This window comes from Pseudomonas sp. HY13-MNA-CIBAN-0226, assembly GCF_040310305.1.
Classification (GTDB): Bacteria; Pseudomonadota; Gammaproteobacteria; order Pseudomonadales; family Pseudomonadaceae; genus Aquipseudomonas; species Aquipseudomonas gregormendelii.
The window spans coordinates 1-21,711 of the sequence record NZ_JBEOPS010000008.1 but is presented as its reverse complement, the minus strand read 5'-3'; the positions used below and the strand labels follow the sequence as shown (position 1 = coordinate 21,711).

The following is a 21,711-nucleotide window of genomic DNA, read 5'->3' as shown; positions in this document are numbered from 1 at the left end:
CATGAAAATCCTCATCGTTGATGACTTCTCAACGATGCGGCGGATCATAAAAAACCTGTTGCGTGACCTTGGGTTCACCAACACGGTCGAGGCGGATGACGGCACTACGGCCATTCCGGTCCTCAACAGCGGTAGCATCGACTTTCTGGTAACGGACTGGAACATGCCCGGCATGACCGGCATCGATCTGCTGCGCCACGTGCGTGCCGACGAAAAGCTCAAGCACCTGCCAGTGCTGATGGTGACCGCCGAAGCCAAGCGCGAGCAAATCATTGAAGCAGCCCAGGCCGGTGTTAACGGCTATGTGGTCAAGCCCTTCACGGCCCAGGCGTTGAAAGAAAAAATCGAAAAGATTTTCGAACGCATAGGCTGAGTCACTGCGCCACGGGGGAGCTATGGAGCAAAAAGAAATTTCACAGGGCGATTTCGAATCGACCCTGAAAAAACACGCCGTCGAATTGGTCGAGAGCCTTGAAAAAGGCAAGTTCGGCGACGCCGTGCAACTGATCCATGAGCTCAACCAGACCCGTGACCGCGGCCTGTACCAGGAGGTGGGCAAGCTCACCCGCGAGTTGCATAGCGCGATCGTCAATTTCCAGATTGATCCGAATATGCCGCAAGCCGAGGAGGTCTCTCAGATCACCGACGCCACCGAGCGCCTGGGGTACGTGGTCAAGCTCACCGAAGCCGCCGCCAACCGCACCATGGACCTGGTGGAAAACGCCACGCCGCTGGTTAACAGCCTGAGCCAGGAAGCCGAGGCCTTGAGCACGGACTGGGGACGGTTCATGCGCCGCGAAGTCGGGGCCGAAGAGTTCCGCGAGCTGGCCCGGCGGGTCGACGGTTTCCTGACACGCAGCAGCGAAGACAATCGCGTGGTGGCGGGCAACCTCAACGACATTCTGCTCGCTCAGGATTACCAGGACCTCACCGGCCAGGTGATCAAGCGCGTGACTCAATTGGTCACCGAAGTTGAAAGCAATCTGCTCAAGCTCGTGCTGATGGCCAGTCAGGTGGACCGCTTTGCGGGCATCGAACATGACCGTCAAGCGATGCACGCGGAAAAAGATCCACAAAAACATCTCTCTCAGGGTGAAGGTCCGCAGATTCATGCCGATAAAAGAGAAGACGTTATGTCCGGTCAGGACGATGTGGACGATTTGCTATCCAGCCTTGGATTTTAGACCTGTAGGAGCACCCCATTAATGAGCTTCGGCGCCGATGAAGAGATCCTTCAGGATTTCCTGGTTGAGGCCGGCGAGATTCTAGAGCAACTGTCCGAACAACTGGTCGAGCTGGAAAGCCGACCGGATGATGCGGATTTGCTCAATGCAATTTTTCGCGGTTTTCACACTGTAAAAGGGGGCGCCGGCTTCCTCCAGCTCAACGAGCTGGTGGAGTGCTGTCACATCGCCGAGAACGTGTTCGACATCCTGCGCAAGGGTGAGCGTCGCGTCGACTCGGAACTGATGGACGTAGTTCTCGAAGCACTGGACGCGGTGAACGGCATGTTCACCGAAGTCCGCGAGCGCAGCCCGATCACGGCGGCCACGCCTGAGTTGCTGGCAGCCCTGGCCCGTCTGGCCGAGCCGCAATCGGCCGACGAAGCCGCACCGGTTGCCGAAGTGGCGCCGGTGGCAGAAAGCACATCGGGTGACATTACCGACAACGAATTCGAGCAACTGCTGGACTCGTTGAACGCCGTCAAGGCCCAGGCCGAGGCGGCGCCTGCCGCACCAGCACCCGTCAGCACCACGGCTGCAGCCAGCGACGAAATCACCGACGACGAGTTCGAGTCGTTGCTCGATCAGTTGCACGGTAAAGGCCAGTTCGCCATCGACGCCGTGGTTGCCCCGGCGGCACCTGCCGCACCGGCTGCACCAAAGGCCGCAGGCGACAGCTCGGACATCACCGACGAAGAATTCGAAGCACTGCTCGATCAGCTCCATGGCAAGGGTAACTTCGCCGTCGAAGCGCTGGAGTCGGCGATTGCGTCGGCGCCCGTCGCGGCAGCACCAGTCGCCGCCGCAGTGGGCAGCGACCTGATCTCCGATCACGAATTCGAAGCGCTGCTCGACGAATTGCACGGTAAAGGCAAGTTCTCCGAAGTCGGCACGGCTACGGTCGCTGCCAGTGCTGCTGTTGCCGCGCCGGTAGCCAAGGCCGCAGCGCCCAAGCCGGTGGCGAAAGCCCCTGAGCCAAAAGCCGAAGCCGCCAAGCCTGCCCCGGCTCGCGCACCGGCCACGCCGCCGGCGGAAAAGCCGGCCAGCGAAGCCGAGACTACCGTGCGGGTCGATACCGCACGCCTCGACGAAATCATGAACATGGTCGGCGAACTGGTGCTGGTGCGTAACCGCCTGGTGCGCCTGGGTGCCAACAGCGCCGACGAGGCAATGTCCAAGGCCGTGTCCAACCTCGACGTGGTCACGGCGGACCTGCAAACCGCGGTGATGAAGACCCGCATGCAGCCAATCAAGAAGGTCTTCGGGCGTTTCCCGCGCCTGGTTCGCGACCTGGCTCGCCAGCTCAAGAAAGAGATCAACCTGGAACTGGTCGGCGAAGAAACCGACCTCGACAAGAACCTCGTCGAGGCCCTCGCCGACCCGCTGGTCCACTTGGTACGCAACGCCGTCGACCACGGTATCGAGTCGCCGGAAGAGCGCGAAGCCGCGGGCAAGTCCCGTGGTGGCAAGGTCATTCTTGCGGCCGAGCAGGAAGGCGACCACATCCTGTTGTCGATTTCCGATGACGGCAAAGGCATGGACCCCAACATCCTGCGCGCCATTGCGGTCAAACGCGGGGTCATGGACAAGGACGCCGCCGATCGCCTGAGCGACACCGAGTGCTACAACCTGATTTTTGCCCCGGGCTTCTCGACCAAGACCGAGATCTCCGACGTGTCAGGGCGTGGCGTGGGCATGGACGTGGTGAAAACCAAGATCTCCCAGCTCAACGGCTCGATCAACATTTACTCGGCCAAGGGCCAGGGCTCGAAGATCGTCATCAAGGTGCCGTTGACCCTGGCGATCATGCCGACGCTGATGGTCATGCTCGGCAACCAGGCGTTCGCGTTCCCGCTGGTGAACGTCAACGAGATCTTCCACCTCGACCTGTCGCGCACCAACGTGGTCGATGGCCAGGAAGTGGTGATCGTGCGCGACAAGGCGTTGCCACTGTTCTACCTCAAGCGCTGGCTGGTCGCTTCCGCCGCTCATGAAGAGCAGCGTGAAGGCCATGTGGTGATCCTTTCGGTGGGCACCCAGCGGATCGGCTTTGTCGTCGATCAACTGGTAGGCCAGGAAGAAGTGGTCATCAAGCCATTGGGCAAGATGCTCCAGGGAACCCCGGGCATGTCGGGCGCCACCATCACCGGTGATGGCCGTATTGCGCTGATTCTCGATGTTCCGAGCATGCTCAAGCGTTACGCCACCCGGCGTATTTGATTCTGGTGGAGCAGGGCGATCGCGCCTTCGCTCCATCTAACGGAGTGTTTATGGCAGTCAAGGTCCTGGTGGTGGACGATTCGGGTTTTTTCCGTCGCCGCGTCTCGGAAATTCTTTCGGCGGATCCGAACATCCAGGTCGTCGGTACCGCGACCAACGGCAAAGAGGCGATCGACCAGGCGTTGGCCCTCAAGCCGGATGTGATCACCATGGACTACGAGATGCCCATGATGGACGGCATCACGGCGGTGCGGCACATCATGCAACGCTGCCCGACCCCGGTATTGATGTTCTCCTCGCTGACGCACGAAGGCGCCCGGGTCACCCTGGATGCGCTGGACGCTGGTGCGGTGGATTTCCTGCCGAAGAATTTCGAAGACATCTCGCGCAACCCGGACAAGGTCAAGCAACTGCTGTGCGAGAAGATCCATACCCTCTCGCGCAGTAATCGGCGCGCCGGTGCCTACAGTGCGCCGGCCCCCGTTGCCGCGCCCGTAGCCGCACCTGCGCCCGCGCCGTCGAGCGTTGGCAGTTACAGCAGCAGTGCGCCTGCGCGTCCGGCACCGGCACCGATTGCCTCGCGCGCCCCGGCCCCGGCCCCGTCGTCGCCTGCCCCCAAGCGCAAGGGCTATAAGCTGGTGGCAATCGGTACGTCCACTGGCGGCCCGGTCGCGCTGCAACGGGTACTGACCCAGTTGCCCGCGAATTTCCCGGCGCCCATCGTGCTGGTGCAGCACATGCCGGCGGCGTTTACCAAGGCCTTTGCCGAACGCCTGGACAAACTCTGCCGCATCCACGTGAAGGAAGCCGAAGACGGCGACATCCTGCGTCCGGGCCTGGCGCTGCTGGCGCCGGGCGGCAAGCAGATGATGATCGACGGTCGTGGCGCGGTGAAGATTCTGCCGGGCGACGAGCGCCTCAACTACAAGCCGTGCGTGGACATCACCTTCGGTTCGGCGGCCAAATCCTACGGTGACAAAGTTCTGGCGGTGGTACTGACCGGCATGGGGGCCGACGGCCGCGAAGGCGCGCGCCTGCTCAAACAGGGGGGCAGCACCATCTGGGCCCAGGATGAAGCCAGCTGCGTGATCTACGGGATGCCCATGGCCATCGTCAAGGCCGAGCTCGCCGACGCGGTGTACAGCCTGGACGAAATCGGCAGGCATCTGGTCGAGGCGTGTGTCTAATGGATGTACTGAGCCTCATCGGGATCATCATGGCGTTCGTCGCCATCATCGGCGGCAACTACCTGGAAGGTGGTCACCTCGGCGCACTGGCGAACGGTCCGGCGGCACTGATCGTTATCGGCGGTACCGTCGGTGCGGCGCTGCTGCAGTCGCCGATGAGCGCCTTCAAGCGCGCGATGCAAATCCTGGTGTGGATTCTGTTCCCGCCGCGGGTCGACCTGGCCGGTGGCGTCGATCGCGTGGTCAACTGGAGCCTCACCGCCCGCAAGGAAGGGCTGCTGGGCCTGGAAGGGGTGGCCGACGCCGAACCCGACAACTACTCGCGCAAGGGCTTGCAACTCCTGGTCGATGGCGCAGAGCCTGAGGCCATCCGCAGCATCCTCGAGGTCGATTTCTATACTCAGGAAAGCCGGGACATCGAGGCGGCCAAAGTCTTTGAAAGCATGGGCGGCTACGCGCCGACCATCGGCATCATCGGTGCGGTAATGGGCCTGATTCACGTCATGGGCAATCTGGCCGATCCGTCGCAACTGGGCAGCGGCATTGCCGTTGCGTTCGTTGCCACCATCTACGGCGTGGCCAGCGCCAACCTGGTGCTGTTGCCCATCGCTGCCAAACTCAAGGCCATCGCCCTGCGGCAGTCGCGTTATCGCGAAATGTTGCTGGAAGGCATTCTGTCGATCGCCGAAGGTGAAAACCCTCGCTCTATCGAATTGAAGCTCCAGGGCTTCATGGATTGATGGGGGTTATGGAAGATGGCACGTCGCCGGCAACCTGAAGAACATGTGAACCATGAGCGCTGGCTGGTTTCCTACGCCGACTTCATCACGCTGCTGTTCGCGTTTTTCGTGGTGATGTACTCGATCTCGTCGATCAACGAAGGCAAGTACAAGGTGATTTCCGAGGCGCTGATCGGCGTGTTCAACGACTCCGATCGAGCGCTGAAACCCATCCCCATCGGCGATGAACGCCCCAAGACCGTGACCCCCGCCAAGCCTCTGGTCAAGGACAGCGAGCAGGTCGACGCCGGCATCGCGCAGGCGGGTGAAAACCCTCTGCAAAGCATTGCCGATGATATCAGTGCCGCGTTCGGCGACCTGATCAGCTCCAACCAGATGACCGTGCGTGGCAACGAGTTGTGGGTGGAGATCGAACTCAATTCCAGCCTGTTGTTCGGCAGCGGCGACGCCATGCCCAGCGACATCGCCTTTAACATCATCGACAAGGTCGCGGCCATCCTGAAGCCGTTCGACAACCCCATCCATGTCGAAGGCTTTACCGACGATCAACCGATTCGGACCGCGCAATACCCCACCAACTGGGAGCTGTCTTCTGCCCGCTCGGCGAGCATCGTGCGCATGCTGGCGATGCAGGGAGTGAACCCGGGGCGTCTGGCGTCGGTGGGTTATGGCGAGTTCCAGCCGGTGGCCAATAACGCCACCGCTGAAGGCCGCGCGCGCAACCGGCGGGTGGTGCTGGTGGTGTCACGAAACCTGGATGTACGGCGCAGCCTGACAGGCACCGGTACCGCCAATGCACAACCGGATGCTGCATTGAAGCGTGCTGGCACACAAACTGCACCTGCACCGGTCAAGCCGCCGGGACGAGAGAGCGCCGTCAATTCTCCGTCACCCGCATTAACACGCTGAGCTATTTCTCGGTCGGCATTTCGACCGGGAGGAATCATTCGAATGAGAGTCTGGGCAGTCGCCAATCAAAAGGGTGGTGTTGGTAAAACCACATCCTCCATCGCTTTAGCCGGGTTGCTGGCCGAGGCGGGCAAGCGTGTGGTCGTGGTCGACCTCGATCCCCACGGCTCCATGACCAGCTATTTCGGGTATGACCCCGACGCCCTGGAGCACAGCAGCTACGACCTGTTCCTGCACAAGGGCAGCGTCCCCGCCGGGTTGCCGGGTCAACTGTTGTTGCCCACCAGCCATGAGAACATCTCGCTGCTGCCTTCGAGCACCGCCCTGGCGACCCTGGAACGGCAGTCGCCGGGCCAGAGTGGCCTGGGCCTGGTGATCGCCAAGAGTCTGGCGCAGTTGTGGCAAGACTTCGATTACGCGGTCATCGACAGCCCGCCGCTGCTGGGGGTGCTGATGGTTAACGCCCTCGCCGCGAGCCAGCAGTTGGTGATCCCGGTGCAGACCGAGCATCTGGCCGTCAAGGGCCTGGAACGCATGGTCAACACCCTGGCGATGATCAACCGTTCGCGCAAACAGCCGCTGCCGTTCAGCATCGTGCCGACCCTGTTCGATCGACGGACCCAGGCGTCCATTGGCACGCTGCGAGTGGTGCGCGACATGTTCCCGGAAGAAACCTGGCAGGGTTATATCCCGGTCGACACGCGCCTGCGTGATGCCAGCCGTGCCGGTCTCACGCCGTCGCAGTTCGATGGCAAGAGCCGCGGCGTATTGGCGTATCGCTCGTTGCTCAAGCATTTGCTGGAGCAGCAGCTTGTCCCGGCGGTGGCGTAGATGAACCCGATCCCAGCAGGAGCTGCCGCAGGCTGCGATCTTTCGATCTTGCCTGGCGGCATCCTTGAAAAAAACCAGATCGGCAGATCGAAACCTGCGGCAGCTCCTACGGTGGAGGTGTGTCTGTGAATCGGCCGGTCAAGATCACGTCACGTCCGCAACTGGCGTTGCAGTCCTACCTGGACAGCCTGCTGATGGACGCGACCGAAGACCTGCCGGTTGAAGTTCAAGCGCCTGTTGAAGCGGTCGAAGTCGAAGCGACTCTGGACGAGTTCCAGGCGGCAGTGCTTGAAGAGCAGGTCCGGGATGCGCGTAAGCCAGAGGCGGTTGTTGCTCCGGTAGTGGCTGCGGTTGAAGAGGTTCAGGTTGAGCAGGCCAGGGTAGTGCTGGTAGAAGCACCTGCGCTGGCCCTGGCATCCGTGTCGACCATCGCGCCGCTGCTTCAGGCCCTGGTTCCACCGGTTGTCGAAGTCCACCTGCCGCCCGGTAACAGGCTGCCGCCGGCGGACAGCAATGGCAGGCCCGCCTGGGCCGCCGAGCCCTTCGAATGCCTGTTGTTCGATGTGGCCGGGTTGACCCTGGCGGTGCCGCTGGTGTGCCTGGGCTCGATCTACTCGCTGGAAGGCCATGAGCTGACACCCTTGTTCGGCCAGCCGGATTGGTTTCTCGGGATTCTGCCGAGCCAGGCCGGTAACCTGAAAGTCCTCGATACCGCGCGCTGGGTCATGCCCGACCGCTACCGCGACGATTTTCGCCAGGGCCTGCAATACGTGATTTCGGTCCAGGGTTACGAATGGGGGCTGGCGGTGCATCAGGTCAGCCGCTCCCTGCGCCTGGACCCGAATGAAATCAAATGGCGCAGCCAACGGGGCCAACGCCCCTGGCTGGCCGGTACCGTGATTGAACACATGTGTGCGTTGCTTGATGTTGCCGAGTTGGCGGAGTTGATAGCCAGCGGCGGGGCAAGGCACATGGGCGGCAAAAAGCCAGCCCACACACCGACATAACAAACAGGCAGCGACCTATCGAGGGCCGCTGTGCCGAACACACACCGCCACGGCGGTTTTTTGAGGGGTCAGGGTATGAATGACAAGGCGACGGCGGCAAAGGGTTCTGAAGATCCGATCCTGCAATGGGTAACCTTCAAGCTGGACAATGAAACCTACGGCATCAACGTAATGCGCGTTCAGGAAGTACTGCGCTACACCGAGATCGCCCCGGTTCCGGGTGCCCCAAGCTACGTGCTCGGCATCATCAACCTGCGCGGTAATGTCGTCACCGTGATCGACACCCGTCAGCGCTTCGGCCTGATGAACGCCGAGATCAGCGACAACACCCGCATCGTCATCATCGAAGCCGACAAGCAAGTGGTCGGGATCATGGTCGACAGCGTGGCGGAAGTGGTTTACCTGCGTCAGTCGGAAATCGAAACCGCGCCTAACGTCGGGAATGAAGAGTCCGCCAAGTTCATTCAGGGCGTGTGCAACAAGAACAACGAACTGCTGATCCTGGTCGAGCTGGACAAGATGATGAGCGAAGAAGAATGGTCGGACCTGGAGAACATCTGATTGATTCTTGAGGTCGCGGTCATTGTCCTGTTCCTTTTGTGGGCAGGCACCCTGGCAATGTTCCTGGCGTACGTGCGTACGCAAAAACCGCTCGCGGCGAAACAGGTCGAGGGCGACGCGCTGCGCGATCAGCGGATCAAGGACCTGACCCGACGCGTCGAGAACTACCAGGACGGTAACGTGCGCATGGGCCAGGAACTGCAGGAACTGCGCGCGGTAGTCGGGCCAATACCGGACAAGCTGGTGGCGCTTGAGCAGCGCGACCCGTCGAGCCTGTCCTTTGCCCAGGCAGCGCGCCTGGTTGGCATGGGCGCCAGCGCCGAAGAGCTGACGGCGTCCTGTGGCCTGACCCAGGCCGAGGCGGAGTTGATGCGCAAGTTGCACAAGAGCTGATAGATCAAAAGATCGCAGCCTCGTTTCACTCGACAGCGCCTACGGGACTGTAAGCGTTCCACTGTAGGAGCTGCCGAGTGAAACGAGGCTGCGATCTTTTACAAACGGCACCTCAATAATCATCCCCACGTGCAGTCACGTCCTTCTCCACCATCGGCGCATCCGGATCCTGCCCTTGCGGAAATTTCCCCTTCAACCTCCAGGCAAACGCAATAATCTCCGCAATCGTTCGATACAACTCTTCCGGAATACTCTCGCCCAACTCCATTCGCGCCAGCAACTTCACCAGTTCGGCGTTCTCGTAGATGGGTACTTCGTAATCACGGGCAATCTTCAGGATGGCTTCGGCCAGGGCATCGTCGCCTTTGGCCGTGAGCGTCGGGGCGTGGGTGCCGTCGTACTTGAGGGCGATGGCCTGGCGTGGGGTGTCGGAATGGCTCATGCGGTTTCATCCACCCAGCGTTGTTCGAGACGGGTTTGCGGGCCTTGGGGTGGGGTTCCGAGGTGACAGTCGATGTCGCCCACGTTCAGGCCAGAATCGAGCAGTTGTTGCCGCAGGGCTGCCAGGTTGCTTTCGATCAGGCTGGCGGTGTACGGCCGCTCGGCCCACAGCTGGCCAGACAGGCTGCCACTGATCAGCTGGGCCTGAACCTGCAACGGCCCCAGCGGTTCCATGTCGAACGCCAGCTCGACTCGCCACAGTTGCTGCTTGGGTGGGCGTTCTTCATGACGATCTTTTGGCTGTTCTTTTTCCGGCGCGTCTTCACGCTGGAATTTGACCTGCAGCGGCACAATGTCCTGCAGGTTGCGCATCGGGATTTCCAGCTGCCAGGTACTCATCAAGCGCCCGTCGGCGGTCACCCCTGTCTGTTCCAGGCTCGACAGCTGGTGACTTTGCAGGCGCGATACTGCAGCGGCCGCCAAGCGCAGCAGGTGTTCGAGATCATCCTCACCTTCGGCACTCTGCAACAGGCGATCGGCCAGCGGAAAGCTGGTCGGCGAGGGCTTGGCGCTCACCTGGCTGAGCATGCCCAGGGCATTGCGCATGAAGCTCGGCATGGCCTGGGCCAGGGTGTTGGCGGCAATGATCGCGTTCATGTGCGTGTTGGGGGCCGGGCTCAGTTGGGCGATCAGCCTGAGCAGATCACCTTTCATATCCGGGGCCAGCGACGGATTCAGCCCGCCCAGGAGCTTTGATTCGAGGAACACGCCGCTGTTCGCCAGGGCCAGCGCCAGGCCTTTCGGGCTGCTCAATTGCTGAATATCCGGCAGACCAGCGAGCAGCTTTTCGGCAGCGGCGCGCAAGTCGCTGGAGGTCTGGCTCCCGGCGGGCAGGTTCTGCAGAAGCTTCAGCAGGCCGTCCAGGGAGCCTTGCCGGCTGTGCTGGCTGGCCAGTTGCTGGGTCACTGCCAGTTGCTCCGAGCGGCTGCCGAGCGGGACGAATTTGAGTGTCTGGCTGTCTTGCACCAGGGCGCTGAGCAAAGTGCCGATGCGCAGTGGCGTCGGGCTGTCGATGCTCAAGGTACTGCCGCTCAGAGCAGTGTTGAGCAGGCCGACCATTGAGCGATACACCGTGGGCTGGCCGGATTCCTGCGGCAGCACCTGGGACGTCAGGACCTTGCCTTGCAGCAGCGTGCCGGCGGGCAATTGCGCCGGGTCGAGGCGGGTGAGGGTGGCCGCGCCAGAGGCGAGGGCCTGTTGCAGGGTGATCGCCAGGTTGCCCGCCGAGGGTTGTGTGATTGCCAGGCTGGAGCCTTGGGGCAAAGGCTGGGCACTGATGGCCTGGAGCGTCGTCTGGCGCCCGTTCTCCAGGGTGATCTTGAGCAGCAATTGAAAGGCCTGGTCGGCCTGCTTGAGTGACAGCACTTCGGCGTTGGCGGATTGGCCGGCGGATATCAGGCCCTCCATGGGTGTCAGCAACTTGAGCAGTTCGCCGCCGGTTTGCGGGCGTGAAGTGGCCGGCGCATTCTGCAAGATCGGGAGGATGTTCATTTCGCCTGTCATACGCGGTCACAACCTGAGGAAATTGCACTCTTGAGAGTAGGGGATGGCATGTATAATGCCGCCCCGTCGTCTATGGGGCGCGCGAAACAATGCATTTGTTTGACGCAGCTCCCCATAACGGGCCGCCAATGCATTTATCCTGCATCTCTTTAGCGGCCGCAATACCGCCGACTTGAACCGTAAAGGCCCGTGATCTCTTGACCAGTCCAGTCCTGCAAACCGTTGCCCTTGCCTGTGAGCGAGACCTTCGGCTGCTTTTCGAAAATCTCGAATTGAGACTGGCCAGTGGCGAAATGGTGCAAATCAGCGGGCCCAACGGCAGCGGCAAGACCAGTTTGCTGCGGCTTTTGTCAGGCTTGATGCAGCCGACCGCCGGTCAAGTGTTGCTCAACGGCCAGCCGCTCAGCGAGCAACGGCACGAACTGGCACGCAACCTGTTGTGGATTGGCCATGCCGCCGGGATCAAGGACCTGTTGACTCCGGAAGAGAACCTGAGCTGGCTCTGCGCCCTGCATCAACCTGCCTCCCATGACGCCATCTGGCAGGCGCTCGGCGCCGTCGGGCTGCGTGGCTTCGAGGATGTGCCCTGTCACACCCTGTCCGCCGGCCAGCAGCGGCGTGTGGCGCTGGCGCGGTTGTACCTGGACAGTCCGCCGTTATGGATTCTCGATGAACCCTTCACCGCGCTGGACAAACAGGGTGTGGCGCAACTCGAGGAACACCTTGCAGCCCACTGTGAGCAGGGCGGCATGGTCGTACTGACGACCCACCACACGCTGAGCCGTATGCCGGCCGGCTACCGCGACATTGATCTGGGGAACTGGGCCGTATGAGTGTTTTTGGCCTGTTGGTTGCCCGCGAGGCGCGCTTGCTGTTCCGTCGTCCGGCCGAACTGGCCAATCCGCTGGTATTTTTCGCCATCGTGGTTTCACTGTTCCCTTTGGCGGTCGGGCCCGAGTCTCAATTGTTGCAAACCTTGTCTCCGGGACTGGTCTGGGTAGCGGCCCTTTTATCGGTTTTGCTCTCGCTGGACGGGCTCTTCCGCAGTGATTTCGAAGATGGTTCTCTTGAACAGTGGGTCCTTTCGTCGCACCCCCTGGCCCTTCTGGTTTTAGCCAAGGTACTGGCACACTGGGCCTTCTCCGGCCTGGCTCTGGTTTTGCTCGCACCACTGCTGGCGTTAATGCTCGGATTGCCTGCCGCCTGTCTGCCGGTGTTGCTGCTTTCCTTGTTGCTGGGTACACCAGTGCTGAGCCTGCTGGGTGCAGTGGGCGCGGCGTTGACCGTGGGTTTGAAGCGTGGTGGCTTGCTGCTGGCGCTTTTGATACTGCCGCTGTACATCCCGGTATTGATTCTCGGCAGTGGCGCCTTGCAGGCGGCACTGATGGGCATGCCGGCGACCGGTTATCTGTTGTGGCTTGGTAGCCTGACCGCCTTGGCGATAACCCTTACACCCTTTGCAATAGCTGCTGGCCTGAAGATCAGCGTCGGCGAATAATAATGAGGTCTGGTCATTTTTTGATCGTTTTCTTTTGAAAAAAAGGCAGACCCTTGGCTCTTCATAGCGAAGAGCAACCGTGATGGAAACAGTAATGAACTGGACCTGGTTTCATAAGCTCGGCTCACCCAAATGGTTCTACGGCATCAGCGGCAAACTGCTGCCGTGGTTGAGCATCGCGGCGTTGCTGCTGATAGGTATTGGCGTGGTCTGGGGCCTGGCCTTCGCGCCGCCCGACTATCAGCAAGGCAACAGCTTTCGCATCATCTATATCCATGTACCGGCTGCCATGCTGGCGCAGTCGATCTATGTGATGCTGGCGGTGTGCGGCATCGTCGGGCTGGTATGGAAGATGAAACTGGCCGACGTCGCCCTGCAGTGCGCTGCGCCCATCGGCGCCTGGATGACCGCCGTGGCGCTGGTCACCGGCGCGATCTGGGGCAAGCCGACCTGGGGCTCGTGGTGGGTCTGGGATGCGCGACTAACGTCCATGCTGATCCTGCTGTTCCTGTACTTCGGTCTCATTGCGCTGGGCAACGCCATCAGCAATCGTGAGAGCGCCGCCAAGGCGTGTGCGGTGCTGGCGATTGTCGGGGTGATCAATATCCCGATCATCAAGTATTCGGTGGAGTGGTGGAACACCCTGCACCAGGGCGCCACCTTCACCCTGACCGAAAAGCCTGCGATGCCCGCTGAAATGTGGCTGCCGCTGCTACTGACCGTGCTGGGTTTCTATTGCTTCTTCGGCGCGGTGCTGTTGCTGCGCATGCGCCTCGAAGTGCTCAAGCGCGAAGCCCGGGCCAGTTGGGTGAAAGCCGAAGTGCAGCACAGCCTGGAGGCCGCGCGATGAGTTTTGCTTCATTCGGCGACTTCCTCGCCATGGGCCATCATGGCCTTTATGTCTGGTCAGCCTACGGCATCTGCCTGGCAGTGTTGGCCCTGAACGTGGCGGCGCCGATCCTGGCCCGCAAGCGGTATCTGCAACAAGAGGCGCGTCGTCTGCGCCGGGAGAACGGCAAGTGAATCCGCTGCGCAAAAAGCGTCTTATCATCATTCTCGCGATCCTGGTCGGGGTTGGCGCTGCTGTCGGCCTGGCCCTGAGCGCCCTGCAGCAGAACATCAACCTGTTCTACACACCGACCCAGATCGCCAGCGGCGAAGCCCCGCAGGACACGCGCATTCGCGCCGGTGGCATGGTCGAGGCCGGTTCGCTGAAACGTTCCGGCGATTCCCTGGACGTGAAATTCAACGTCACCGATTTCAACAAGACCGTGACCATCAGCTACCGCGGCATCCTTCCCGATCTGTTCCGTGAAGGGCAGGGGATCGTGGCGTTGGGCAAGCTCAACGCCGAGGGCGTGGTGGTGGCCGACGAAGTGCTGGCCAAGCACGATGAAAAATACATGCCGCCGGAAGTGACCAAGGCCTTGAAAGACAGTGGCATGTCGGCACCTACTCCTGCGAAAGAGGGCTAACTGATGACTGCTGGACTCTATAGCGCCGGGTTGTACATCCCGGAACTGGGCCACCTGGCCATGATCCTGGCGCTGTGTTTTGCCCTGGTTCAGTCGGTAGTGCCCTTGCTCGGCGCCTGGCGCGGCGATCGCCTGTGGATGAGCCTCGCGCAACCTGCGGCCTGGGGACAGTTCGCGTTCCTGCTGTTTGCCTTTGGTTGCCTGACCTATGCGTTCATGGCGGACGACTTCTCCGTGGATTACGTCGCCAGCAACTCCAACAGCGCGTTGCCGTGGTACTACAAATTCAGCGCCGTGTGGGGCGCGCACGAAGGCTCGCTGCTGCTTTGGGCATTGATCCTGGGCGGCTGGACCTTCGCTGTATCCGTGTTCTCACGGCAACTGCCGCAGGTGATGCTGGCCCGGGTGCTGGCGATCATGGGCATGATCAGCACGGGTTTCCTGCTGTTCCTGATCCTGACGTCCAACCCGTTCGCACGCATCCTTCCGCAAATCCCGGCCGACGGTCGTGACCTCAACCCGTTGCTGCAGGACATCGGCCTGATCGTTCACCCGCCGATGCTGTACATGGGTTACGTGGGCTTCTCGGTAGCGTTCGCGTTCGCCATCGCCGCGCTGTTGGGCGGTCGTCTTGATGCAGCCTGGGCGCGCTGGTCGCGTCCGTGGACCATCGTCGCCTGGGCCTTCCTCGGAATCGGCATCACCCTGGGCTCCTGGTGGGCCTATTACGAGCTCGGCTGGGGTGGCTGGTGGTTCTGGGACCCGGTGGAAAACGCCTCCTTCATGCCTTGGCTGGTCGGCACCGCACTGATTCACTCATTGGCCGTCACGGAAAAACGTGGCGTGTTCAAGAGCTGGACCGTGTTGCTCGCCATCGCTGCGTTCTCCCTGAGCCTGCTGGGAACCTTCCTGGTGCGTTCCGGGGTTCTGACCTCGGTGCACGCGTTCGCCTCTGATCCGGAGCGCGGCGTGTTCATCCTGATTTTCCTGCTGTTCGTGGTCGGTGGTTCGCTGACGCTGTTCGCCCTGCGTGCGCCGGTGGTGAAGAGTCAGGTCGGCTTCAACCTCTGGTCCCGGGAAACCCTGTTGCTGGGCAACAACCTGGTGCTGGTGGTGGCGGCTTCGATGATCCTGCTCGGCACCTTGTACCCATTGATCCTGGATGCCATGACCGGGGCCAAGCTGTCGGTCGGCCCTCCGTATTTCAACGCGCTGTTTATCCCGCTGATGGCACTGCTGATGGTCGTCATGGCCGTTGGCATGCTGGTGCGCTGGAAAGACACGCCGGTCAAATGGCTGGTGGGCATGCTCACTCCGGTGTTGCTGGGCAGCGCTGCTTTAGCCGTGATCGCTGGCGTCGCCTATGGCGATTTCAATTGGGCCGTGATCGCGACCTTCATGCTGGCGGCCTGGGTGTTGCTGGCCGGCGTGCGCGACATCTTTGACAAGACTCGTCACAAGGGCCTGATCAAGGGCCTGCCGACCCTGACCCGCAGCTACTGGGGCATGCAGATCGCGCACCTGGGCATCGCCGTGTGTGCCCTGGGCGTGGTCCTGTCGAGCCAGAACAGTGCCGAGCGCGACCTGCGCCTGGCGCCGGGTGAATCCATGAGCCTGGGCGGTTACCAGTTTGTATTCGAAGGTGCCAAACACTTCGAAGGCCCGAACTTTACCTCTGACAAGGGCACCGTTCGGGTGATCAAGGACGGCAAGGAAATCAGCGTGCTGCACCCGGAAAAACGCCTCTATACCGTGCAGAACTCGGTCATGACCGAGGCGGGGATCGATGCCGGTTTCACCCGTGACCTCTACGTCGCCCTCGGCGAACCTCTGGGCGATGGCGCCTGGGCGGTACGCGTCCACGTCAAGCCGTTCGTGCGCTGGATCTGGTTCGGCGGATTGCTGACCGGTTTCGGTGGATTGCTGGCGGCGCTGGACCGGCGTTATCGGGTCAAGGTCAAAAGCCGCGTGCGTGAAGCGCTGGGCATGTCGGGAGCCACTGCATGAGACGTTGGTTGATGTTGCTGCCGCTCGCGATTTTCCTGGTGGTGGCGGTTTTTCTGTACCGCGGGTTGTACCTGGACCCGGCCGAGCTGCCGTCGGCGATGATCGGCAAGCCGTTCCCGGAGTTCTCGCTGCCTGCGGTGCAGGGTGACAAGACGCTGACCCGGGCAGACATCCTTGGCAAGCCGGCGCTGGTCAACGTGTGGGGCACCTGGTGCATTTCCTGCCGCGTCGAGCACCCGGTACTGAACAAGCTGGCCGAGAAGGGCGTGGTGATCTACGGCATCAACTACAAGGACGTCAACGCCGACGCCTTGAAGTGGCTGACGGAGTTTCACAACCCTTACCAGCTGGATATCCGCGACGACGAAGGTACCCTGGGCCTGAACCTCGGTGTCTACGGCGCACCGGAAACCTTCTTTATCGACGCCAAGGGCATCATCCGCGACAAATTCGTGGGGGTCATCGACGAACAGGTCTGGCGCGAAAAACTGGCCGCCAAGTATCAGGCGCTGGTCGACGAGGCCAAGCCATGAAGCGCTGGATTGCCGCCGCAGTGCTGGGCTTGAGCATGGCCGGGATGGCTCATGCGGCCATCGACACCTATGAGTTCGCCAAGGAAGGTGACCGCGAGCGTTTTCGCGAACTGACCAAGGAGCTGCGGTGCCCCAAGTGCCAGAACCAGGACATCGCCGACTCCAACGCGCCGATCGCCGCTGATCTGCGCAAAGAGATTTTCCGCATGCTCGGCGAGGGCAAGGACAACCAGCAGATCATCGACTTCATGGTCGATCGCTACGGTGATTTCGTCCGTTACAAACCCGCGCTGAATGCCAAGACCGCACTGCTCTGGTTCGGCCCCGCCGGCTTGCTGCTGGGCGGTTTTGTGATCATTGCCGTGATAGTTCGCCGTCGTCGCGTCCTGCGCACCGATAGCCCGGACTCGCTTTCCGTGGATGAACGCGAGCGCCTCGACCACCTGTTGGATAAAACCAAGAATGATTGATTTCTGGCTCGCTGCAGGTCTGCTGCTTCTGGTTGCCCTGAGTTTTCTGTTGATCCCTGTTTTGCGCGGCCGTCGCGCCCAGCTTGAAGAGGATCGTACTGCCCTGAACGTCGCGTTGTATCAGGAACGCGTGGCTGAGTTGCAGACTCAGCAGGAAGAGGGCGTGCTCAACGCAGCGCAAATGGACACCGGTCGTGCCGAAGCGGCCCGTGAGCTGCTGGCTGATACCGAAGGCGTCGCGGCACCGCGTGTTTCGCGCCTGGGCAAACCATGGCCGCTGCTGGCGGCGATTCTGGTGCCGGTGCTGGGCCTTGGTCTGTACCTGCACTTCGGTGCCAGCGACAAAGTCGAGCTGACCCGTGAATTCGCCCAGGCTCCGCAGTCCATGGAAGAGATGACCTCGCGCCTGGAGCGCGCGGTCGCGGCTCAGCCCGATTCTGCGGAAGGCCTGTACTTCCTGGGTCGTACCTACATGGCCCAGGACCGCCCTGGTGATGCGGCAAAGATGTTCGAACGCACCGTGGCGCTGGCCGGTCGTCAACCTGAGCTGCTCGGCCAATGGGCGCAAGCGCAGTACTTCGCCGACGGTAAGAAATGGTCGGACAAGGTACAGGCCTTGACTGACGAAGCATTGAAGGCCGATCCGAAAGAAGTCACCAGCCTGGGGCTGCTGGGTATCGCGGCATTCGAGGGCGAGCGCTATCAGGACGCCATCGATTACTGGAACCGGCTGCTGGCGCAATTGCCGCCCGAAGACAATTCCCGTGCAGCCTTGCAAGGCGGGATCGCCCGGGCCAGCGAGAAACTCGAAGCCGGCGGCGGCAAAGTTGCCCAGGCGCCGGTCGCCAAGGCGGCACTGCTGAAAGTCACGGTGGACCTTGCCCCCGAGTTGAAGGCCAAGGTACAGCCCGGTGACAGCGTGTTCATTTTTGCCCGCGCAACGTCCGGCCCTCCGGCACCTTTGGCGGCCAAGCGCCTGACTGTGGCCGACTTGCCCGCGAGCGTCGAACTGGGTGATGCCGACGCGATGATGCCGCAGTTGAAACTGTCCAACTTTCCTGAAGTCCAACTGGTTGCGCGAATCTCCCGTGCCGGTCAACCGACTGCCGGCGAGTGGATCGGTCGCAGCCAGCCACTGGCCAGCAGCACCTCAGCGCCACAAAAACTGACCATCGACAGCCCGGACAAATAACAGGAACCGCCTATGACCGCCATCGCCCGTATCACCCTGCTCAGTATGGTCCTGGGGTTAAGCGCTTGTGCGGTCCAGCGGCCCGAACCTGCGCCGTTGCCGCCGATCCCGCCATCGCAGCCCAAGCCGACCCCCTCGACTTCACCTGCGCCGAGCAAACCGAACGTCCCGGCCAAACCGGCCAAGCCAGTACCGCGCACTTCGGCGAGCTTCGCGCCGCCACCGGGTGGCAACAGCCATTGGGATGCCAAGCTCGGCGTGTATGTGCTCGATGACCAGACCAATACCTTCTATCGCCAGCGCACCTATTATCGCTGGAACAACGGCTGGAGCCGCTCTGTCAGCCCGAATGGTCCATGGGAAGACACTGACATCCACGGCGTGCCCAGTGGTTTGGGCCGGCAGTTCAAGTGACGCAAAGGCGACCTCAGGGTCGCCTTCTTGATTGCCCCACGTGTACCCAATCCTGCGAAAAATGAAGAGAGTGAATGGATGGCAGGCAGGTTGATCTATCTCATCGGACCTTCAGGTTCGGGCAAGGACAGCCTGCTGCATGCCGCGCGAACGCGGTTGGCCGAACGTAACTGCCGCATCGTGCGGCGCGTGATTACCCGCTCGGCTGAAGCCCTGGGTGAGTCGGCGCTGGGCGTGAGCCTGGATCAATTCACCCGGCTCGAGGCCCGGGGCGAGTTTGCACTGAGCTGGCGCGCCAACGGGTTGTGCTACGGCATCCCCCGTGAAATCGACGATTGGCTGGCCGCAGGACAGAACGTCCTGGTCAATGGCTCGCGCGGTCATCTGCCGGCAACCCGGCAGCGTTATCCGGATTTGCTTGTCCTGTTGCTGACCGTGGAGCAGAGCGTGCTGCGTGAGCGTTTGCGGGCTCGGGGGCGTGAATCGGTCGAAGAGATCGAGGCACGGCTGGCGCGCAATGCGCGGTTCAGTGAACAGGTACTTGCGGAGCACGATCCGGCGCTGTGTGTGATCGATAACTCGGGGGCGCTGGAGGATACGGTTGAGTGCTTGTTGAGGTGTATTGACGGAGAGTCGACTGCATCCACCCCGCACCAATAGGCTGATAGCCGCTCGGCCAGTAATTTGATTCCCCAGAATCACATACTGCAAAACACCCGCCCGTGAAAATTCGAATTTTTGTGCTTGAATAAAGATAACTCTAGGGTTATCTTTATTTTGGTGTGGTAAGGAGGCTCGCGGTGCAGAGCAGATTATTGATCAAGGAGCTGGAGGAGGCAGGTTGGGTGCTGGATCGGGTTACTGGCAGTCATCACGTCTTCACTCACCGTTACAACCCGTACACCATCCCCGTGCCGCATCCGAAAAAGGATTTGCCGGTGGGCACGGTCAAGAGCATCAGGAGGCGTGCGGGGCTCGACTACCCGACGGCCAATTGCGCAGGAGATCCATAATGCAATACCCAATCTGTATCGAGTGGGGCGACGAGAACACCGCCATCGGTATTCAGATCCCCGATATTCCTGGCGCAGTGACGGCCGGAGATACCTTTGAAGATGCTTACAATGCGGCCGTCGAGATCGCCCACATCATGCTGCAGGAGATTGCCAGTGGAGGGGACACGATTCCCATGCCGACCTCCGCAGCCGAGCACCGTGGTAATCACGACTTTGCAAACATGGGGTGGGGCATGCTGGAGCTGGATATCTCGCCATACATGGGCAAGACCGAGAAGGTCAACGTGACACTTCCCGGGTACGTCATCCAGCGCATTGATCGCTACGTGCGCGACCACAACATCAAGAGCCGCTCGTCCTTCCTTGCAGATGCTGCGATGGAAAAGCTGGTTCGCCAATGATTGCGACTACCAGCGCGCGGGCAGCAGTGCGCCTGCCCGCAACACTTGGTGCTTTACGCGGCTGCCAGTGAGCGTTTTTCTGAAACACTCAGGAACCGCAACAACGCCAGAACAGGAAAAGCGCTGCCCACGATCACGATCCACAACCAGCCGCCGTGTTCGTACACCGCACTCGCCACGGAGGAGCCGAAGGCGCCGCCGATGAAGATGCTGGTCATGTACAAGGCGTTCAAGCGGCTGCGGCTCGTGGCGTCCAGCGCGTAGACCGCACGTTGCCCAAGCACCATGTTCATCTGCACGCAGAAATCCAGCACTACGCCGGTCACCGCCAGGCCTATGACGCTGTAGAGCGGGTGGATGAAGGCCGGCAGGAAACTCAGGCTGGCGAACACCAGGGCCAGCAGTGAGGCGATGCGCGTGTGCCCGGCATCAGCCAGACGCCCGGCGATAGGGGCCGCGATTGCACCGATGGCGCCGACCAGGGCGAAAATGGCGATCTGGGTTTGCGACAATCCATGATTACGCGCCAGCTCCAGCGGCACCGCGGTCCAGAACAGGCTGAAGGTTGCAAACATGCAGCCTTGGTAGAACGCGCGCTGACGCAGCACTGGCTGATTACGCAGCAGCGTCCACAGCGAGCCAAGCAGTTGTCCGTAGGACGCGCTGTGATCAGGCTTGCGCTTGGGAATGGTCAGGGCCAATACGACGCTGATTGCCGCCATCAACACCGCGGCAATCACGAACATCGCACGCCAGCCGAAGTGGTCCGCGATCACACTGGAGACCGGCCGTGCCAACAAGATCCCCAGCAACAAACCGCCCATGATCCCGCCGACCACGCGCCCACGGGATTCCTCCGGGGCCAGGTGTGCGGCGAGGGGGATCAGGATCTGCACTGACACCGAACTGAAGCCCACCAGCAATGAGATCAGCAGGAACAGGTTCGGCTGATCGGTAAACGCCGCGCCCAGCAGGCTGGCAATGGCCACCAGCGTGGTGATGATCATCAACCGCCGATTTTCCAGCAGATCACCCAGAGGAACCAGGAAAAACAGCCCCAGCGCGTAGCCAATCTGCGTCAATGAAACGATCAGGCTGGCCATGGTGCTGGTCAGGCCGATGTCCGGCGCGATCAGGCCAATGATCGGCTGGGCATAGTAGATGTTGGCCACGATCGCGCCACAGCAAAAGGCAAATAGCAGGACCATGCCGCGGGTCATCGTCGCGGTGCCCTGAGGCACTGGGTTCGCTGGAGTCATGAGGTGTCTCGTGAACAATTGAGGAATGTGTGCAGGCTAAGCGGCAGGGCGGAGGGGTGGAAGCGATTTTGGAGTGATAGTAATCATGCCCTTGCGCAATGATTGAGGAGCAACCGCGTGCCTTACTAAGGCTGATGATACATTTACTTACATGTGCTGCCATAGCGAACATGACCATGCAGCACTTGTGTTCGGCGGACATCTCTGTGGGAGCGAGCCTGCTCGCGATGGCGTCTGCACATTCGACAACGATGCGGCAGGGAGATTGCCATCGCGGGCAAGCCTTGCTCCCACGGTAGTGCTGGTGGACGCAGCATTTATGTACGGCGCAGATCACTGTGGGAGCCAGCCTGCTGGCGATGGCGTCTGCA

General features: G+C 61.3%; 26 protein-coding genes. 23 read left to right on the top strand and 3 right to left on the bottom strand.

The genetic code is table 11. The features are described from left to right. Nucleotide 1 precedes the first annotated feature (1 nt). The 10 genes from AAEZ05_RS10510 (at nucleotide 2) to AAEZ05_RS10465 (ending at nucleotide 9,071) form a co-directional block, all read left to right on the top strand. The gene (locus AAEZ05_RS10510; protein WP_003183998.1) at nucleotides 2-373 is read left to right on the top strand and encodes a chemotaxis response regulator CheY; all 372 of its coding nucleotides are present in this window, start codon (nucleotides 2-4) and stop codon (nucleotides 371-373) included. Between the two features lie 22 nt (nucleotides 374-395). Further along, nucleotides 396-1,184, top strand: a complete 789-nt coding sequence (locus tag AAEZ05_RS10505; RefSeq protein WP_045058908.1) for a protein phosphatase CheZ — start codon at nucleotides 396-398, stop codon at nucleotides 1,182-1,184. Between the two features lie 21 nt (nucleotides 1,185-1,205). Beyond that, on the top strand, nucleotides 1,206-3,443 hold the full coding sequence (locus AAEZ05_RS10500; RefSeq protein WP_045058909.1) for a chemotaxis protein CheA: 2,238 nt from the start codon (nucleotides 1,206-1,208) through the stop codon (nucleotides 3,441-3,443). Nucleotides 3,444-3,493: 50 nt separating this feature from the next. After that, nucleotides 3,494-4,630 (top strand): protein-glutamate methylesterase/protein-glutamine glutaminase, encoded by a 1,137-nt coding sequence (locus AAEZ05_RS10495; RefSeq protein WP_350598701.1) that lies wholly within the window; start codon nucleotides 3,494-3,496, stop codon nucleotides 4,628-4,630. Then, a complete protein-coding gene (locus AAEZ05_RS10490; RefSeq protein WP_045061205.1) occupies nucleotides 4,630-5,370 on the top strand; it encodes a flagellar motor protein in 741 nt (246 codons plus the stop codon). The genes AAEZ05_RS10495 and AAEZ05_RS10490 overlap by 1 nt, the downstream gene beginning before the upstream one ends. A gap of 15 nt (nucleotides 5,371-5,385) precedes the next feature. After that, nucleotides 5,386-6,279 carry a flagellar motor protein MotD gene (gene motD, locus AAEZ05_RS10485; RefSeq protein ID WP_045061204.1) on the top strand — a complete coding sequence of 298 codons (894 nt, stop codon included), beginning with the start codon at nucleotides 5,386-5,388 and terminating at the stop codon, nucleotides 6,277-6,279. 42 nt (nucleotides 6,280-6,321) lie between these two features. After that, a complete protein-coding gene (locus AAEZ05_RS10480) occupies nucleotides 6,322-7,110 on the top strand; it encodes a ParA family protein (protein ID WP_045061203.1) in 789 nt (262 codons plus the stop codon). Nucleotides 7,111-7,235: 125 nt separating this feature from the next. Further along, on the top strand, nucleotides 7,236-8,117 hold the full coding sequence (locus AAEZ05_RS10475) for a CheW domain-containing protein (RefSeq protein ID WP_045061202.1): 882 nt from the start codon (nucleotides 7,236-7,238) through the stop codon (nucleotides 8,115-8,117). A 75-nt stretch (nucleotides 8,118-8,192) separates the two neighbouring features. After that, nucleotides 8,193-8,678 carry a chemotaxis protein CheW gene (locus AAEZ05_RS10470; RefSeq protein ID WP_007946765.1) on the top strand — a complete coding sequence of 162 codons (486 nt, stop codon included), beginning with the start codon at nucleotides 8,193-8,195 and terminating at the stop codon, nucleotides 8,676-8,678. Beyond that, on the top strand, nucleotides 8,679-9,071 hold the full coding sequence (locus AAEZ05_RS10465) for a DUF2802 domain-containing protein (protein ID WP_045061201.1): 393 nt from the start codon (nucleotides 8,679-8,681) through the stop codon (nucleotides 9,069-9,071). It abuts the gene before it with no gap. 112 nt (nucleotides 9,072-9,183) lie between these two features. On the opposite strand, the gene AAEZ05_RS10460 is transcribed toward AAEZ05_RS10465, so the two are convergent. Both AAEZ05_RS10460 and fliK read right to left on the bottom strand, forming a co-directional pair. Beyond that, nucleotides 9,184-9,513 (bottom strand): EscU/YscU/HrcU family type III secretion system export apparatus switch protein, encoded by a 330-nt coding sequence (locus AAEZ05_RS10460; protein ID WP_045061200.1) that lies wholly within the window; start codon nucleotides 9,511-9,513, stop codon nucleotides 9,184-9,186. Further along, complete coding sequence (gene fliK, locus AAEZ05_RS10455; RefSeq protein ID WP_045061199.1) at nucleotides 9,510-11,075, bottom strand: flagellar hook-length control protein FliK; 1,566 nt, start codon at nucleotides 11,073-11,075, stop codon at nucleotides 9,510-9,512. The genes AAEZ05_RS10460 and fliK overlap by 4 nt, the downstream gene beginning before the upstream one ends. A gap of 197 nt (nucleotides 11,076-11,272) precedes the next feature. On the opposite strand from fliK, the gene ccmA reads away from it, so the two are divergent. The 13 genes from ccmA (at nucleotide 11,273) to AAEZ05_RS10390 (ending at nucleotide 20,081) form a co-directional block, all read left to right on the top strand. After that, nucleotides 11,273-11,908 carry a cytochrome c biogenesis heme-transporting ATPase CcmA gene (ccmA, locus tag AAEZ05_RS10450; protein WP_045061198.1) on the top strand — a complete coding sequence of 212 codons (636 nt, stop codon included), beginning with the start codon at nucleotides 11,273-11,275 and terminating at the stop codon, nucleotides 11,906-11,908. After that, nucleotides 11,905-12,573 (top strand): heme exporter protein CcmB, encoded by a 669-nt coding sequence (gene ccmB / locus AAEZ05_RS10445; RefSeq protein WP_045061197.1) that lies wholly within the window; start codon nucleotides 11,905-11,907, stop codon nucleotides 12,571-12,573. Before ccmA ends, ccmB begins: the two co-directional genes overlap by 4 nt. Nucleotides 12,574-12,667: 94 nt before the next feature. Continuing rightward, nucleotides 12,668-13,423, top strand: coding sequence for a heme ABC transporter permease (locus AAEZ05_RS10440; protein ID WP_045061196.1), 756 nt, complete (start codon nucleotides 12,668-12,670; stop codon nucleotides 13,421-13,423). Beyond that, nucleotides 13,420-13,596, top strand: coding sequence for a heme exporter protein CcmD (gene ccmD / locus AAEZ05_RS10435; protein WP_008055370.1), 177 nt, complete (start codon nucleotides 13,420-13,422; stop codon nucleotides 13,594-13,596). The genes AAEZ05_RS10440 and ccmD overlap by 4 nt, the downstream gene beginning before the upstream one ends. After that, complete coding sequence (ccmE, locus tag AAEZ05_RS10430) at nucleotides 13,593-14,048, top strand: cytochrome c maturation protein CcmE (RefSeq protein WP_045061195.1); 456 nt, start codon at nucleotides 13,593-13,595, stop codon at nucleotides 14,046-14,048. Before ccmD ends, ccmE begins: the two co-directional genes overlap by 4 nt. 3 nt (nucleotides 14,049-14,051) lie before the next feature. Further along, complete coding sequence (locus AAEZ05_RS10425; RefSeq protein ID WP_350647278.1) at nucleotides 14,052-16,055, top strand: heme lyase CcmF/NrfE family subunit; 2,004 nt, start codon at nucleotides 14,052-14,054, stop codon at nucleotides 16,053-16,055. After that, nucleotides 16,052-16,588, top strand: a complete 537-nt coding sequence (locus AAEZ05_RS10420) for a DsbE family thiol:disulfide interchange protein (RefSeq protein ID WP_045061193.1) — start codon at nucleotides 16,052-16,054, stop codon at nucleotides 16,586-16,588. Before AAEZ05_RS10425 ends, AAEZ05_RS10420 begins: the two co-directional genes overlap by 4 nt. After that, nucleotides 16,585-17,058, top strand: coding sequence for a cytochrome c-type biogenesis protein (locus tag AAEZ05_RS10415; protein ID WP_045061192.1), 474 nt, complete (start codon nucleotides 16,585-16,587; stop codon nucleotides 17,056-17,058). The genes AAEZ05_RS10420 and AAEZ05_RS10415 overlap by 4 nt, the downstream gene beginning before the upstream one ends. Next, nucleotides 17,051-18,250, top strand: coding sequence for a c-type cytochrome biogenesis protein CcmI (ccmI, locus tag AAEZ05_RS10410; RefSeq protein ID WP_350598713.1), 1,200 nt, complete (start codon nucleotides 17,051-17,053; stop codon nucleotides 18,248-18,250). Before AAEZ05_RS10415 ends, ccmI begins: the two co-directional genes overlap by 8 nt. 12 nt (nucleotides 18,251-18,262) lie before the next feature. Continuing rightward, a complete protein-coding gene (locus tag AAEZ05_RS10405; RefSeq protein ID WP_045061190.1) occupies nucleotides 18,263-18,664 on the top strand; it encodes a hypothetical protein in 402 nt (133 codons plus the stop codon). Between the two features lie 78 nt (nucleotides 18,665-18,742). Beyond that, entirely contained in the window at nucleotides 18,743-19,324 is a 582-nt protein-coding gene (gene phnN / locus AAEZ05_RS10400; RefSeq protein WP_350647275.1) for a phosphonate metabolism protein/1,5-bisphosphokinase (PRPP-forming) PhnN, read from the top strand. Nucleotides 19,325-19,464: 140 nt separating this feature from the next. Then, nucleotides 19,465-19,677, top strand: a complete 213-nt coding sequence (locus AAEZ05_RS10395; protein ID WP_045061188.1) for a type II toxin-antitoxin system HicA family toxin — start codon at nucleotides 19,465-19,467, stop codon at nucleotides 19,675-19,677. Beyond that, nucleotides 19,677-20,081, top strand: a complete 405-nt coding sequence (locus AAEZ05_RS10390; protein ID WP_045061187.1) for a type II toxin-antitoxin system HicB family antitoxin — start codon at nucleotides 19,677-19,679, stop codon at nucleotides 20,079-20,081. The genes AAEZ05_RS10395 and AAEZ05_RS10390 overlap by 1 nt, the downstream gene beginning before the upstream one ends. Before the next feature lie 53 nt (nucleotides 20,082-20,134). Here the strand turns inward: AAEZ05_RS10390 and AAEZ05_RS10385 are convergent, their stop codons facing one another. Then, a complete protein-coding gene (locus tag AAEZ05_RS10385) occupies nucleotides 20,135-21,340 on the bottom strand; it encodes an MFS transporter (RefSeq protein WP_350647273.1) in 1,206 nt (401 codons plus the stop codon). Nucleotides 21,341-21,711: the final 371 nt, after the last annotated feature.